Raw genomic sequence first — 15,056 nt, 5'->3', positions numbered from 1 at the left:
ATCATTTTTCGTGCAGCTCAGCTGTTCTTTCTTGGTGCTGCTCGCCCCATTTCGACATGACGTTCAGCAGCTCCTTTACCGTTAAACCGTACTCTGTTAAAGAGTACTCTACCTTAGGCGGCACCTGCACATACACCTTGCGATCAATGATCGCATCTTCCTCTAATTCACGCAGCTGCTGCGTAAGCATTTTTTGGGTAATGGCCGGCATCTCCCGCTTCAGCTCGCCGAATCGATGCGTTCTTGAAGTCAAATGACAAAGAATAACTGGCTTCCATTTCCCGCCTATGACTTTCAAGGTCAACTCTACAGTTTCTTTAAAATGCTGATCTCCCAATGTGAGCGGCTCCTTTCGTCAAAACACTATACAAATCTACATATGCAATCACTACGCTGCCTGTCTAATTCACCAGAAAATCGCATGATAACTGGCATTATGAGAAAGCGCCATCATCATTCTGTCCTATTTTCAAATATAAAGTTGGTACTTGCAATCCTTAGAATATAGCTCAATAATAAGACACAACGTAGTAAATTCCTTGTTATGAGGATATCATATCTATGCCGCTTCATACGAATCAAGCAATCTACAATGAATAGAGGAGAGATAACCATGGAATTAAAAAATAGATCAGCTATCATTACCGGCGCAGGAAAAGGCATCGGCAAAGCGATTGCTGTTGCTTTAGCTGCAGAGGGTGTCAACCTTGGCATCATTGCTCGTACAAGCGCCGACTTGGAAGCATTGAAAGACTCCCTTTCAAGCACTTACGGGGTTAAGGTTTTCATTGCAACTGCTGATATCGCTGTTAAATCGGATGTCGATCAAGCGATTGCATCACTCAAAGAGAGCTTAGGCTCCATCGATATTCTAATTAACAATGCAGGAATCGGTACGTTCGGCACACTGCTTGAAATGGATCACGAGCAGTGGGAGCGCATCATCCAAACGAATGTGCTCGGAACCTACTATGTAACTCGCGCTGCACTTCCAACTATGCTGGAGCAAAGCGGCGGAAGCATCATCAATATCGCTTCTACGGCTGGCGAACGCGGTTTTGCAACCGGCTCCGCTTACTGTGCTTCCAAGTTTGCTGTCATGGGCATGACTGAGGCGCTTATGCAAGAGGTCCGCAAATCCAACATTCGTGTAACAGCCCTAACACCAAGTACAGTCAATACAGAGCTTGCTTCAAATGCTGGCCTGAAAATTGGTGACGAGGATCGCATGATGCAAGCTGAGGATATGGCTGCGCTGGTTCTTGCAACGTTGAAGCTGCCTGATCGCGTATTTATTAAAGCCGCAGGAATCTGGACAACAAACCCACAGTAATAGACTTAAGCATAATGCCCCACGCCCTTGCTGGCGCTGGGGTTTTAAACTATCCGTACAGCAGCATCCCGCTGTGCGCTACATGGGAGGTAAATTCAACGATGTCTATACACAATATTCCCTTTTCGATATTAGATCTTGCACCAATCGTAACCGGCAGCTCGCCCGCTCATTCATTCCGCAACACACTTGAACTAGCCCAGCACGCTGATAAATGGGGCTACAATCGGTTCTGGCTCGCCGAGCATCATAATATGCCTGGCATCGCAAGCTCTGCCACTTCAGTTGTTATCGGCTACGTAGCTGCTGGAACAGAAAAAATCCGCGTGGGCTCTGGCGGCATTATGCTTCCGAATCACGCACCGCTCGTCATTGCCGAACAGTTCGGTACGCTCGAATCCATGTATCCAGGCCGTATCGACCTTGGGCTTGGAAGAGCGCCAGGCTCTGATCAAGTGGCTGCCCGCGCGCTGCGCCGCGGACTTGGCAGCAACGGCGAGGATTTCCCAGAGCAGCTGAACGAGCTGCGCCATTACTTCCATCCGAGCGCTGAATCACGCGGCGTATTGCCAAGGGCTGTTCCCGGCGAGGGTCTAGATGTTCCGATCTGGCTGCTTGGCTCCAGCGGCTTTAGCGCACAGCTTGCTGGTCACCATGGCCTCCCGTTTGCTTTTGCTAGCCATTTTGCGCCGGATTTCCTGCTGCCCGCATTGAAGCTGTATCGCGACAACTTCCGTCCATCGGAGGTGCTGGATAAACCATATGCGATGGTTGGTTTGAACGTCATTGTCGCTGATTCCGATGAAGCCGCTAAATTCCTAGCTACCTCTCAGGAGCAAGCCTTCCTGAACCTAATAAGAGGACGCATGGGGCAGCTGAACCCGCCAGTTGACACCATGGATGGCCTATGGAACGAGCAGGAGAAAATGATCGTTCAAAAGCAGCTCAGCTTCACCATTGCCGGCACCAAAGCAACGGTTAAAGACAAGCTGAGCGCCATGATTGAACAGACTGGCGCTGATGAGTTAATTGTCGTTAGCCAAGTTTATGATCATGCAGCGCGCCTTCGCTCCTATGAGCTGCTCGCTGAAATTTTTAACGAAAGCTGAGCAATATAATAATCAAACCAAGAGCAGTATCCGAGGCGTAAAACGCTTTGGATGCTGCTTTTTCTATGCTCACCTGTACTCCCATGGATACCAGCGACAATTCTGTGGTGTAGTTTTTGGACTATTCAGCAATACTAAGTAAATCATTGTTGAAGGTGGGAGAACATGGGGCCTATATTCGCTATTTACGCCAAAGATCTTCGCAGTATTTTCCGGAACAGCGCAGCTGCCATCGTCATCGTCGGACTCGCTTTTTTGCCGTCTTTATATGCTTGGTTCAACATTGAAGCGTCTTGGGACCCATACGGCCAGACCAGTTCGCTTGCCATAGCCGTCGTGAACAACGATGAAGGCGCTGTGCTGCATGGGACGCCCATCAAAGTTGGAGACGAAATTATAGCCTCCTTGAAGGAAAATAAAAAAATTGGCTGGGTGTTCGTAGAGGGCAACAAGGCCATTGAAGGCGTTAAGCATGGCGACTATTATGCCAGCATCACCATTCCGCCCGATTTTTCTGCCAAAATGGCCACGGTGCTATCGAACAATCTTCAACAAGCAGAGCTCGATTACGCGGTAAATGAGAAGATCAATGCCGTATCGCCAAAAATCGCCCAGAAGGGTGCGAGCGGCATCATTGAGCAGGTCCGCGCAAGCTTCGTCAAAACCGCTAACGAAACGATTTTTCGTATATTCAATCAAATAGGCATTGAGCTCGAGGAGAACAAACCAGCGATTGAGCAGGTTCGCAGTACTGTATTCAAGCTGGAATCATTGTTCCCTCAGATTAATGACGCCGTCGCACTAGCGGTTACCGATATTGAAAAATCGAAAAAAATCGTTGCAACCGTTCAAACGGAGCTGCCAAAAGCTGCCCAGCTCGCCAAGGACGGCGAAGCTTTCTCCAAGCAGCTTGGTACTTTTTTTGACCAAAGCAAATCGGCACTCGATACGGCTGGCCCGCTTATTAAGCAGGATTTGCAGCTGCTGCTGGAAACGGCCAACTCAGTAGAGGAGCTTGTCGGCATATTACAGGATACGAACATAGATCCTGAAGTGGTAAAAAAGAGCTTGGAGCTGGCAGAGCAGCGCCTCACAAGCTCCATCATCGTCATTGATGGGATGCTGAATTTGCTCGATCGCTTGAATGATTTGGCACCAAGCAAAGTAATCGTGTCGACCATTGATCGACTAAAACAGGTGAACACAAGGTTTCAGCAGCAGCTTACGATTGTTAAGCAAATCCGGTCGGCAATCGAAAAGGGCGAGAAGCCAGCGCAAACGCTAATTGATCGTCTCGGCATCTTATCCAAGGAAACCTCTTCGTTCTTAACGGACGTGCTGGGCCGTTATGACAGTGAAATTTTGCCGCATATCAAACAAGCTGCGGACAAAGCGAAAAAATCTGCTGCAACCGCAGAGTCCATATTAGCGGAAGCAAACAAGGTCATTCCGAGTGCTGCATCCATCGTAAGCGACGCCGCTAAGGGACTAGAGCTTGGCGGCAAGGAAATGGCCAACATTCAAAAAAACTTACCCGCAGCAGAGCAAAAAATCAAAGGGCTCGCACAGCGGATTCGTGACTTGGAGAAGGAAGGCAATTTAAATGAGCTTGTTGATTTGCTCAAAAATGACGCTGAACGCGAGGGTGCTTTTTTCGCTGAGCCGGTTATACTGAAGGAAAATCGCCTATTTCCGATACCGAATTACGGTTCAGCCATGTCGCCATTTTTCACAACGCTATCGCTATGGGTTGGTGCGCTGCTGCTCGTTTCACTGCTTAGTGTGGACGTATATTCCACAGCAGAAACCGCATACCGCAGCTATCACGTCTATTTTGGGCGTTACCTGACCTTCCTTACGATTGCGATTGTACAGTCGCTGCTTGTTACGATCGGCGATATATGGCTGCTTAAGGCTTATGTCGCCGACAAAATATGGTTTGTGCTGTTTGGCGTTATTTTGAGCGCGGTGTTCATGTTGATTGTGTACACGCTTGTATCCGTATTTGGCAATGTCGGCAAGGCAATGGCTATTGTTTTGCTCGTGCTTCAGCTTGCTGGATCTGGAGGCACGTTCCCAATTCAAGTTACACCGCCGTTTTTTCAAGCGATTCACCCCTTCCTGCCCTTCACCTACGCGATCAGCATGATGCGCGAAGCGGTGGGCGGTATCTTATGGGATATCGTTGCCAGAGATTTAATTGCTCTTGCCCTTTTTGCTGGTGCTGCACTGCTGATTGGCCTAGCACTGAAGAAATGGATTAACCGCTATTCTACCAAAATGCTGGAAAAAGCAAAGCAGAGCGGATTAATTCATTAGCAAAACATTTGACTAGCCCCCTTTTTCTATGAATAATAAAATAAACAATAGAAAAACGATCTTGGGTTAGGAGGCAATTATATGTCCATGGTTCCACAAATATTGGAGTTTAATAAAAAATTTGTTGAGGAAAAACAATATGAAGCCTATTTGACTGACAAATTTCCCGATAAGAAGATTGCAGTTCTTACTTGTATGGACACTAGACTTGTAGAGCTTCTGCCAAAAGCATTAAATTTAAAAAATGGCGATGCCAAATTTATTAAAAATGCCGGCGCCATTCTGACTCAGCCGTTCGGAAGCGCGATGCGCAGCATCCTCATCGCCGTGTACGAGCTTGGGGCTCGCGAGGTTCTCGTCATTGGCCATCATGGCTGCGGTATGACCAACCTCAATACAGAAGGCATGGTCAGCAAATTCCAAGATCACGGCATCGATCCGCTTGCCATTGAAACGCTCGAAAATTCAGGCATACGCATGGATAAATTTTTGCGGGGCTTCGCAAGTTCCGAAGAAGGCGTCATGCACAGCGTCAAATTGATCCGTAAGCATCCTCTCTTCCCAAAAGACATTCCGGTTCACGGCTTTATACTCGACCCCGAAACGGGCGCTCTGGAGCTTCTCGTTCAGGATTATCAAGCAGAGTAATTGACCATAAGCAAAGAATAGAAAAAACGGTTGTCCTCTGAGCTGAGTCAGCCAATAGGACAACCGTTTTTTATTTTATCGCAATATAGATGTCGACTTCCGCATTCGCAGGGTCAAATGTCCGGCCGTCATACAGCTCGTAATCGCCGCCATAAGTGCGCTCAATAGACGAATGCTTGAAAAACGCCCAAATCTCGCCCCATGCTTGCGCTACAACCTCATAAACGGGACCCTTCTTCGTTTTAAAAACCATAAATTTAGCCTCTGGAACCGTCGCTTGCTCTAGTCCATCCGGCAGCTCGGCTTGTGCATCTGCCCGCTCATGGCCGATAAGCACCGTATAGGCTCCACTAGCATCACTTTCATAATCCGTATACAGCGCATAGATAAGATGGCCGTTATTCACCTGTGCTCGTTCTGAAATACCGCTGCTGAAATACGAATCCCATAGACCCGATAAAAGTCCGTTTGCTCCCGTTTCCTGAGCATTCGTCGTGCGCGCTGTTACCCCTATAAGCGTAACTGCTGGTTTTACTGCAATGGTATCATTCATCTGCTGTTTCCCCATTTCCTTGGTATGATCTTATTTTACCGTAGGAAACTGGACAGCTGTCTGTCTTAGTTCTTATAACGGTTAACAATATTTTGAGCTCGCAATATGATTTGCTCCACGAGAGCCTGAGGCTGCTCAACCTTAACCTGATCGCCGTAGCTTAGCAGCATCCCATAAAACCAGTCATCTATCGTATGCTTGCCTTCCACACGCAAGCTTCCATCCGCTAATACAGTCACTTGATCCGGATGGAAAGCATCTCCTACACGGTGGCGCACCTGCGGCTGGAAAATAAGCGTTACGATGGTATCGGCATTTTTCGACCATTCTACATCCCATGAGTAACTGTCCAGCGAAGGTGTCTCGCGGCGTTCAAATCGCTCCAGCAATAGATTCAGCTTCTGTATGCGCGATAAACGGAATACGCGGAACTGCTCACGAAGCGTGCAATAAGCCTGCAAATACCATATGTTTCCCTTCAAAATAAGCGCATACGGCTCAATCACTCGCTCCGTTTCCGTGCCATTCATGTTAATGTAGCTGAGCTCCGCCTTCCGTGTCTCTTCAATCGCCTTCTTGAACAAGTTTACCTTGTCGCGCGCTGCTGGCCCCTGCCCCCAAGGGTTCAAATCAAAAACCAAGCTATCTCCAAGGTGATCGTTCTGAAGCTTATCCGATTTGTGCAGCAATGCTCTTACCTTCTCATGCAAACCAGCATAGGTCGCATCATCCAATGCGGTGCCTATGCCTTTGACGGCTGCTATAAGCGACGAAATTTCTGCTAATGTTAAATAGTGACGAGACAGCGTATATTGCTCCATAATCTCGAACCCGCCCGTTGTCCCTTGATGAGCCAACACCGGAATGCCGGACTGGCTTAACGTATCCATGTCGCGGTAAATTGTTTTTGTTGATACTTCAAAACGATCCGCCAGCTCCTTGGCGCTTATTCGTCCCCGGTTAAGCAGCAGTACCGTCATCGCGAGTAAACGATCAATCTTCAAATCAGTTCCTACTTTCTAAGCTTTTGCATCTACATAAATCTAATTTCAGCAATCGGCCCACTCTGGACAAAACCTATATTTTGATAGACTTTGTTAGCAGCAGGGTTTTTATTATCCGCATACAGCATCGGCTCCCTGTTCTCTTCCTCCAAAATTTCGCAAATTCCCGCTACAACCGCACTGGCATAGCCGTTTCTCCGAAGGACAGACGGCGTATAAACCGCATTGATCCGTCCGTGCCGCGGAGATCGATGAGCGATGTTGGCCATAGCCACTGGAAGTTCATCAACAGACCAGAAATATAAATTGCCTCTCATGACCATTCCCTCTGCAGCTGGCATCTGACTGGCAGGTATAACCGAAGCCCCATACGCGTCCTCAGAGAAGCCAGCCAAAAACTCAGCGACAAGCTCTACATGCTGGCGTGTTGCTTGAATCATTTTCCCTTTGACCTTCATGGGCTTAATCACCTTTGGGCATGAATAAGCAGTCATCAACATATAAGCGCGATATTGCAGCTGGTTCGCCTCCGCATACATTTTCGCGAACGGTTCTGCCGTAGACGGAGCTCCGCATATACCCGGCAAATCCGTACCTTCGTAATAAGCGATAAGCTCCTGCATAAGTATGTCTCTGCGCTCTTCTGTCAAATCCTCCGATAGCCATAACCAAGCGTTATGACCAGGCGAACCTGCAAAGAGCAGCCGTCCGTCAGACGTCTTCAAGCTCGTTGCGCCTTCCAATGCCGTAATTAAATGAATCAGATTGTATTGCAGCTCTTCTCGCATAAATGGAAATTGATTTAAAACATGATCGTCCGCATGCAGTTTTTCTAACATAGGATCCCTCCTTTTCTCGCTGATAATTAACACTCTCTATACTTTTAGAGCCGTCTAATTAATTCAGTCCAACACCAATACCCATAATGAGTAGGGATGTAACAACGATGTCTATTAACTAATCCTTATTTTAGCAAAAAATCCTTAATCGGTATAACGATATTGCTGCGATTATACACGCTCGCTTCAGCTGCTAAAATCCAAAATCCTGATGCGACAAATCGGTATTGACCCCAATGGCAGCTTTGCTGCCTTCTCCGGCTGCGACAACAAGCTGTGCAGGTACAATAATAGAAGAATCGCCTGCTGCATATATGCCCCTTATGCTCGTTCTGCCGTAATCGTCCGTAACGAAGCCGCCTGCCTGTGTCATCGCACAGCCGAGCGCTTCTCCGAAGTGCGCTGCTTGACCCCATGATGGTGTAACAAAGCCGCCTGTGCGCTCAATCTCGGTGTTATTCGCAAATACGATACGATGAAGGCGGCCATTCTCGCCATGGAGAGCTTTAATTTTTTGCTGCGTCACTTGAATCCCTCTTTGCCCTAGTTGACCGATCTGCTGCGAGCTAAGGCTGTTCATTCCATTCGTACAAACGACTACATTACGACTCCAGTTAAACACCGTTTTCGCCAAATTGAAAATATTCGAGCCCTCCGAAATGACGACGAGCGGTTGATCACGCAGCTCCCAGCCATCGCAGTATGGGCAGCTGAACAAGCTTCTTCCATAAAAATCTCGTATGCCGGGGATAGCAGGCAAAGATTCCCTCAGACCTGCTGCCAAAATAAGCGTGCGAGCGTGATAAATAACGCCGTTGCTTGTCATCAGATGGAAGCCCATCTCGCTTCGCTGCACCTCCGTCACTTTGTCAGGCTTAATGGTAACCGACGGATACCTAGCAATATCTGCATGGGCTAATCGACGAAGCTCGCGCGGCTCAATGCCATCTCGCGTGATGAAGCCATGCGACTCATGGGTTACCGCGTTTCTAGGCTTATTGTGATCAAATACAATAACAACTCTTCGCGATCTGCCCAGCACGAGCGCTGCATTTAAACCAGCAGGCCCGCCGCCGATGATGGCACAATCCAGCTTCATATCTATCGCTCCCTTATCAGTCGAACTATTAACAAGCCGATACGTTTAAACAAATTATCGCTTATCTTTATTCAATCTGGGCAGGAAGGATGCATCTTGATTGTGTAATGAAGGGTGTGCTGCAGGCAGCTTCTAAAGATTAATATCTTCTCACTTATGTAATCTCCAATCGACAATTTTCTTCACGAATTGTATAATTCTGTTGTTCCTTCATTAACTAACGGTGGTGACTATTATTTTATATGCAATCTCTTTGTTAGTTTCCTTTGCTATCGTTTATTTCTTAATTCCTCCGTTTGCAAAGCTGGCTTTCCGTCTTGATTTTGTGGACAAGCCCCGCAAGGATGTTGAGCGAAAACTTCATAGGGAACCGATCCCTCTTACTGCTAGTTATGTTATTTTCATCGGATTTTTCTTTACTTATTTGCTCGTCACAAGAGATTTCTCCCTACAAACTGGCGCCATATTTTTGGGCGGCGTACTGCTTCTCTTCATCGGCACGGTTGATGATTGGTACAAGACGAAAGGCAAAGACTTTCCGTCGCTTCCTAAATTTATCGTCCAAATATCAGCAGCGGTGCTCGTTTATGCTTCAGGCATCGCATTTACCGGCTTTTACAATCCGCTGTCAGGCGAATATGTGCTACTTCCCGTTATTTTGCAGTTTACGCTTACGATTTTGTGGATCTTTGGCGTAACGACGGTCATTAACTTCTCCGATGGCATGGACGGGCTCGCTGGCGGGCTTTCGGCGATTTCTGCCGTAACGCTGTTCGTTGTAGCACTGGCCAAAGGACAATCCAATTCCGCCATCATGGCTATTATTTTAGTAGGCGTCACGATTGCGTACCTGCGATATAACAAACCTCCTGCAAAAGTCTTTATGGGCGATGCTGGAGCTACCTTCCTTGGGTTTATTTTGGCGGTCATTGCACTAGACGGCGCGTTTAAGCAAGCTACCGTGATGTCGTTGTTTATCCCAATTCTGGCGCTCGGCGTACCGATCTTCGATAATATATTCGTTGTCGTGAAGCGCATGCTGCAAGGCAAAGCGATCTATCAGGCAGATGCCAGCCAAGCGCATTATCGCTTGCTGCGGGCCGGCCTCAATCATAAGCAGGTCGTCATGTTCCTATGCTTGGTCAGCACATGCTTATGTTTATCATCTATCATTTTGCTGCTTGTTCAGATATAAGAAAAAGGGATGCTCTCAAGCGAATTTATTCGCTTAAGAGCATCCCTTTTATTTGTTTGACTATATTCAATCTTATTATTGCCGAACAAGTATGGGCATAAAGCCATTTATCTACTAGAAAGCACTCTTTTTTTGACAATGAAACATTACATTTACTCGGCCCGTTTATAGTTATATCGAGTGAACTATTGGAGGCCTTTCTATGATAAGTAGGATAAGCAAAACCACTGGAATATGCCTTTTACTATCGATGCTCCTCCTCTCTGCTTGTGCGAAAGCCGAGGAACCTGCAACACCTCAAATAGAAACGGGTAAAGGCAATGCATGTCGATTCACCCTCGACAATGAGCTTCTGGAAACAGCCGAAAAAGGGCAGCTTAAGGGCTTGAAAGTAAATTTAAATCACTCTCGGAGCGAACTAGAGCAAGCCTATGGACAGCCTGACGAGGTTGGATTTGAAAATGCTGATTATTTAAAATATGATAACTGCTACTTCTATATTTGGGACGAAAATAAGATAGGTGTAATCGATATAAAAATAAACGAATCCGTAGAACAGGTTAAAAGGGTTTTGGGAGAACCAGATTCCGAAGGCAATTCTGATGGCGGGTATGATGAATATGGCATTAGTTATACAACAGGAGATTATTCTTTATATTTTATGTACGAAGACGCGGCATCAACTGAAGGGATTGTCCGAATAAAGAGTATGAATTAACTTGTCATTGCAAAAACAGCGGCAGTCTCGAAAGACTGCCGCTGTTTTATAGAGCATTCGTTTCCAAATACAATGAAATTGGAGGAGAATATTACTTTTTCTCCATTACAGCAAAGTAGTTTGCTTCATCATCTGCAAAGTTGAATACTCTTCCAGAAGGCATCGTTACAATGTCACCGACAGTGACACTTTTATTTGACAGGTCGCCATGCAACTGTTCGAAGTTTTCCGTAAAAAACATTAAAGATGGTGTACCAAGATTTAATCCTTGTGACATTTTTGCAACGAATTCCTTATTATGTAAAATAATCGTTGTTTCTGAATCCTTTGTAGGAGCAATTTCAATATATCGAAAACCTTGGCCGTTATTTTCTTCAGAAATGACTTGAAAGCCTACTTTTTCTGTCCAAAACTCCACTGCCTTATCTTGGTTATCTACATACAGCATGATTTGACCGACTTTACTAATCATTGATTGTTCCACTCCCTTGATTAAGTAATTATCATAATTGAACTGGGCGTTCCTCAGCCAGCTTGTCTCCATTACCTCCTTATATTATAGCATGTAGAATAGGTTATCAATTGAGCATATTATGATCTTTGCGGCATACGTTATGATGCACTCAATAGAATGCAATCACCTCAGACCAGTCCCATTGTCCATAATAAGAATCTGCTTGGTCGATACCTTTTATCCATTCCACTGCATGGTGTCCATCTATGTCCGCCATGATTACATCTGCTGTAGTATGATCATCCCTCACCCAAAAGAGCTTCGAATGAAGAACTACCGGGTTATAAGCGCCATGCTTTCGGGAGGGCTTAGTCAAATGTTTTTGCACGCCATTATTCAGATCCACCCTCACTAAGTAAGGAAATGCTGCAAGGCGTTGATCGCCATCCGGCTTAGATTCCGCTGCTCTCGACACAATAATATGCTGCAAATCCTGCCAAACAAATGCTTGATCAACGAAATGCTTAGGCGTGTACGCAGCCCCCTTCTCTGAGGTTACTTCCAGCACCTTTAGCTGTTTATTGCTGGTGGCCTCGCGCCCGATCCCTGCAATGTAAGCGAGCCGGCTGCCGCTCTTTGCCCATGAGAACCACTGGGGATTATTCACCATCTCATCAAGTGTACGAAATACAACGCCGTCAGTTGAAATCACACAAAGGATGTTGCTATCGGCCGATAACGACGCGGTTGGCTTAGCAAGAAATGCGATCCATCGACCATCAGCGGACCATTTGAACTCGCTCGTGCCGACCGCAAAAAAATCGTCAGATGGTGCTGGCAGCACATGAACGGTTGTATAGGTGCGAGGATCATCCATTGTACGAAGTGGTATTTGATAAAGATGGATCGGCGTCCATCCATCCGGGAGCAGCTCTGACTGTGAAGAAGCAAAAAAACCTTTACCATACGGCAGCCATGAGAAATTATCTATGGCAGCAGCGGAACCAAGCGGTTTGTCCGGCGAGCTCGCATCAACGTATTGCAGTTGATCCTTTATCTGATATGCCAGCAGCTTATTCTTCGGTGCCCATTGAAAATTTTTGCCGACATTTGCAGCGACGAGCTTGCTCCTGCCTGTTGGCAAATGCAGCACCCATAGCTCTTGCTCTGCATCTCCCTGCGTATATGCAAGCCATTCTCCATCGAATGACCACTTGGGATTGCGCACAAGAGGTCCACTTGCAAGCTTCTTCTCCACTTGACCTGTCTTTAGCCAAAGCTCGCCATTTCGCACAAAAGCAGCCCTTAGAAGTTGTTCTTGTTCCCCATTCGGTGCCGCTGCAATATCTGCTCCACTCGTCATAAATAACAACGCAAAAAACGAAGCGATCCAAAATTTTACGATTCTCATCTAGGGAACCTCCCAAAAAAATACTTGTGGTTACGGTTCCCTTTACTGGTGGAAACATGCATTTATTCGTTATGTAACTTTTCGTTTTTTTTGTTTCCAGTTTGATACCGATTTGTAACTGTTCTGTTACGAATTATTTTAGCTGCCGCCATATAATTGATTTACAACGATTCATCATCCAGAGGGGCTGAACACCATTTTTACCATCGGTATTATTCGTAATCATCGCTTTTTCCACCGTCTTATTCTCATCGACCTTGCTGCAATTCTCCCCATTCAAATTCATGTAGGAGGATTCCGCCATGCCTAAACCAATCGGCAACAGTAGTCGCTATATGCCGGGACTGGATGGCTTGCGCGCCATTGCCGTTCTTGCCGTCATCGCTTATCACTTGAACTTGCAATGGGTACCGGGCGGACTGCTCGGGGTTACTATGTTTTTTGTCCTCTCTGGATATCTAATCACGGACATTTTGCTGAAACAGCTTCATCCTTCCAAGAAATTAGATCTCAAAACGTTTTTTATTCGCCGAGCTAGGCGATTGCTGCCTGCGATGTTTCTCATGATAGCTGTCGTTTCATTATGGCTGTTGATTAGTGATACAGGCCGGTTATTGTCTCTAAAAGGCGATATCGGGTCAGCGCTTCTTTATATAAGCAACTGGTACCTTATTTTCCATGAGGTTTCCTACTTCGAGAGCTTCGGCCCCGCTTCACCGTTCGGCCATTTATGGTCGCTTGCAGTGGAAGAACAATTTTATTTATTGTGGCCCCTCGTGCTGTTAGCCGTTATCCGCTTCTCTCCAAAACGGGGCAAACTTGCGCTGTGGACACTGGCGGCAGCTGCGGTATCAGCCGGTGCGATGATACTGCTTTACCAGCCGGGTGTTGATCCAAGCCGTGTTTACTATGGGACGGACACCAGAGCCTTTGCCCTTCTCATTGGTGCAGCGCTTGCTATCGTTTGGCCGAGTTGGAAGCTGTCATCGACCTTGTCTGCACGCAGCCGCATGTTTATGGATGCTGTAGGCACATTCGGCTTCGTCATCATTTTGGTTATGATTAATCAGACCAATGAGTATGATTCTTTTCTATATCGTGGAGGCATGGTGCTGTTCTCCCTTGCTACTGCGGTTGTCGTGGCTGCACTCGCCCATCCCGCAAGTAAATTCGCAAATGTAATCGGAAGTAAAGTGCTTGCATGGATCGGCGTCCGTTCCTACGGCATTTATTTATACCATTATCCAATTATCGTGTTAACGACTCCAACGGCCGAGAGCGGGGAGCTGCATCCTTTAAGAGCAATTATTCAAGTAATCCTAACGTTCGTACTTGCTGAGCTTTCTTGGCGGTTTATAGAGGAGCCTATAAGGCATGGTGCGCTTGGAAAAATATATTCCCTGTTTAAACAGCAAATAACGGAGCGGATTGGATTAAAAAAAGCTAGCAGTTATCTCGCCGTGCTTGTCATTGTATTCTCGAGCGTATCCTGCACAAGCAGTGTGAATTTGCAGTCAGCCAGCGGCGATAGCACGAACAATGAAAAATCTGTAGTTGCGCCCGACAAGACTGGACAACATGAGGCTGTGATCGAGCCGAAGCCAGCTGAACCAGAAAAACAAACGCCTCCGCAAGCGACGGAACAACCTGGTCAATCTAATACGGCTCCGGGTACAGGAACGGATAAAACCGAACCGTCTATCACCGATCCCGAGCAGCCGAAAGTTGATACCATTGTGAACGGTACCGATGGCAGTAAGCCAAAACCTGTACCCACTGTTAATGACAAACCAACCAGCAATCCCGCACAGGGAAACAAAGATCAGAAGCCTGTACCAGACAAACCGACTGTCACCCCTATCGATCAAAACAGCGTGACAGCAATCGGTGATTCCGTCCTATTGGATGCTGAACCATTCCTAGAGAAGCTGGTTCCGGGTATCGTGGTTGATGGAAAAATAGGAAGACAGTTTGGGCAGGCATTAGATGTGATCGAGGGCTTGAAAAAAAATGACCAGCTAGGAAATACGGTTGTCATTCAGCTCGGAACGAACGGTGCCTTTACGACAAAACAGATGAATGAGCTTCTTGACACGTTAGGCACAGAACGTCAAATCATATTCATCAATACGCGTGTCCCGCGCAAATGGCAGGATTCCGTAAATAAAATGCTCGCAGCCACAGCGAAAAAGACGGAGAACGTGACCATTGTAGACTGGTATACAGCAAGCAAAGGGAAAAAGGACTTTTTTGCCGCTGATGGCGTGCATTTGAAAAAGCATGGAGCACAGTTTTATGCAGACCTGCTCATTAAAGCATTAGACAAATAAAGAAGAGTGCTTTGAAGGTGTAATCGCCTCCGAAGCACTCTTTC

The 15,056-nt window shown here is 46.6% G+C and carries 15 protein-coding genes; 7 read left to right on the top strand and 8 right to left on the bottom strand.

Going from position 1 to position 15,056, the window contains the following annotated elements; genetic code table 11:
• Position 1: 1 nt before the first annotated feature.
• The gene (locus tag ACIFSR_RS08355) at positions 2-337 is read right to left on the bottom strand and encodes a winged helix-turn-helix transcriptional regulator (RefSeq protein ID WP_430056603.1); all 336 of its coding nucleotides are present in this window, start codon (positions 335-337) and stop codon (positions 2-4) included.
• 276 nt (positions 338-613) lie between these two features.
• On the opposite strand from ACIFSR_RS08355, the gene ACIFSR_RS08350 reads away from it, so the two are divergent.
• From ACIFSR_RS08350 to ACIFSR_RS08335, 4 genes are all read left to right on the top strand, one after another.
• Positions 614-1,333 (top strand): 3-ketoacyl-ACP reductase, encoded by a 720-nt coding sequence (locus ACIFSR_RS08350; protein ID WP_339205548.1) that lies wholly within the window; start codon positions 614-616, stop codon positions 1,331-1,333.
• 101 nt (positions 1,334-1,434) lie between these two features.
• Positions 1,435-2,442 (top strand): LLM class flavin-dependent oxidoreductase, encoded by a 1,008-nt coding sequence (locus ACIFSR_RS08345; RefSeq protein ID WP_430056600.1) that lies wholly within the window; start codon positions 1,435-1,437, stop codon positions 2,440-2,442.
• A 165-nt stretch (positions 2,443-2,607) separates the two neighbouring features.
• Positions 2,608-4,761 (top strand): YhgE/Pip domain-containing protein, encoded by a 2,154-nt coding sequence (locus ACIFSR_RS08340; protein WP_430056598.1) that lies wholly within the window; start codon positions 2,608-2,610, stop codon positions 4,759-4,761.
• An 81-nt stretch (positions 4,762-4,842) separates the two neighbouring features.
• On the top strand, positions 4,843-5,409 hold the full coding sequence (locus ACIFSR_RS08335) for a beta-class carbonic anhydrase (RefSeq protein WP_339205551.1): 567 nt from the start codon (positions 4,843-4,845) through the stop codon (positions 5,407-5,409).
• Positions 5,410-5,479: 70 nt separating this feature from the next.
• On the opposite strand, the gene ACIFSR_RS08330 is transcribed toward ACIFSR_RS08335, so the two are convergent.
• From ACIFSR_RS08330 to ACIFSR_RS08315, 4 genes are all read right to left on the bottom strand, one after another.
• Positions 5,480-5,962: a GyrI-like domain-containing protein gene (locus ACIFSR_RS08330; protein ID WP_339205552.1), complete on the bottom strand. Its 483-nt coding sequence runs from the start codon at positions 5,960-5,962 to the stop codon at positions 5,480-5,482.
• A gap of 65 nt (positions 5,963-6,027) precedes the next feature.
• Entirely contained in the window at positions 6,028-6,966 is a 939-nt protein-coding gene (locus tag ACIFSR_RS08325; RefSeq protein WP_339205553.1) for a helix-turn-helix transcriptional regulator, read from the bottom strand.
• A 29-nt stretch (positions 6,967-6,995) separates the two neighbouring features.
• Positions 6,996-7,805: a GNAT family N-acetyltransferase gene (locus ACIFSR_RS08320; protein ID WP_430056594.1), complete on the bottom strand. Its 810-nt coding sequence runs from the start codon at positions 7,803-7,805 to the stop codon at positions 6,996-6,998.
• A gap of 193 nt (positions 7,806-7,998) precedes the next feature.
• Entirely contained in the window at positions 7,999-8,904 is a 906-nt protein-coding gene (locus ACIFSR_RS08315; RefSeq protein ID WP_430056592.1) for an NAD(P)/FAD-dependent oxidoreductase, read from the bottom strand.
• 226 nt (positions 8,905-9,130) lie between these two features.
• Here ACIFSR_RS08315 and ACIFSR_RS08310 point away from each other — a divergent pair, with 226 nt between their 5' ends.
• Both ACIFSR_RS08310 and ACIFSR_RS08305 read left to right on the top strand, forming a co-directional pair.
• Positions 9,131-10,099: an MraY family glycosyltransferase gene (locus ACIFSR_RS08310; protein ID WP_339209785.1), complete on the top strand. Its 969-nt coding sequence runs from the start codon at positions 9,131-9,133 to the stop codon at positions 10,097-10,099.
• A gap of 202 nt (positions 10,100-10,301) precedes the next feature.
• Positions 10,302-10,817 (top strand): DUF4309 domain-containing protein, encoded by a 516-nt coding sequence (locus ACIFSR_RS08305; protein WP_430056588.1) that lies wholly within the window; start codon positions 10,302-10,304, stop codon positions 10,815-10,817.
• Positions 10,818-10,908: 91 nt separating this feature from the next.
• Here ACIFSR_RS08305 and ACIFSR_RS08300 read toward each other — a convergent pair whose 3' ends face one another.
• The 3 genes from ACIFSR_RS08300 to ACIFSR_RS08290 form a co-directional block, all read right to left on the bottom strand.
• The gene (locus ACIFSR_RS08300; protein WP_430057077.1) at positions 10,909-11,289 is read right to left on the bottom strand and encodes a VOC family protein; all 381 of its coding nucleotides are present in this window, start codon (positions 11,287-11,289) and stop codon (positions 10,909-10,911) included.
• Between the two features lie 151 nt (positions 11,290-11,440).
• A complete protein-coding gene (locus tag ACIFSR_RS08295) occupies positions 11,441-12,682 on the bottom strand; it encodes a hypothetical protein (protein ID WP_430056585.1) in 1,242 nt (413 codons plus the stop codon).
• Positions 12,683-12,815: 133 nt separating this feature from the next.
• Entirely contained in the window at positions 12,816-12,968 is a 153-nt protein-coding gene (locus tag ACIFSR_RS08290) for a hypothetical protein (RefSeq protein ID WP_339205563.1), read from the bottom strand.
• A 16-nt stretch (positions 12,969-12,984) separates the two neighbouring features.
• On the opposite strand from ACIFSR_RS08290, the gene ACIFSR_RS08285 reads away from it, so the two are divergent.
• The gene (locus ACIFSR_RS08285) at positions 12,985-15,012 is read left to right on the top strand and encodes an acyltransferase family protein (RefSeq protein ID WP_430056582.1); all 2,028 of its coding nucleotides are present in this window, start codon (positions 12,985-12,987) and stop codon (positions 15,010-15,012) included.
• Positions 15,013-15,056: the final 44 nt, after the last annotated feature.

This window comes from Paenibacillus sp. NRS-1760 (assembly GCF_050467785.1).
Taxonomy (GTDB): domain Bacteria; phylum Bacillota; class Bacilli; order Paenibacillales; family Paenibacillaceae; genus Pristimantibacillus.
The sequence above is the reverse complement of the archived record's forward strand: the minus strand, read 5'-3'. Positions and strand labels throughout refer to the sequence as shown.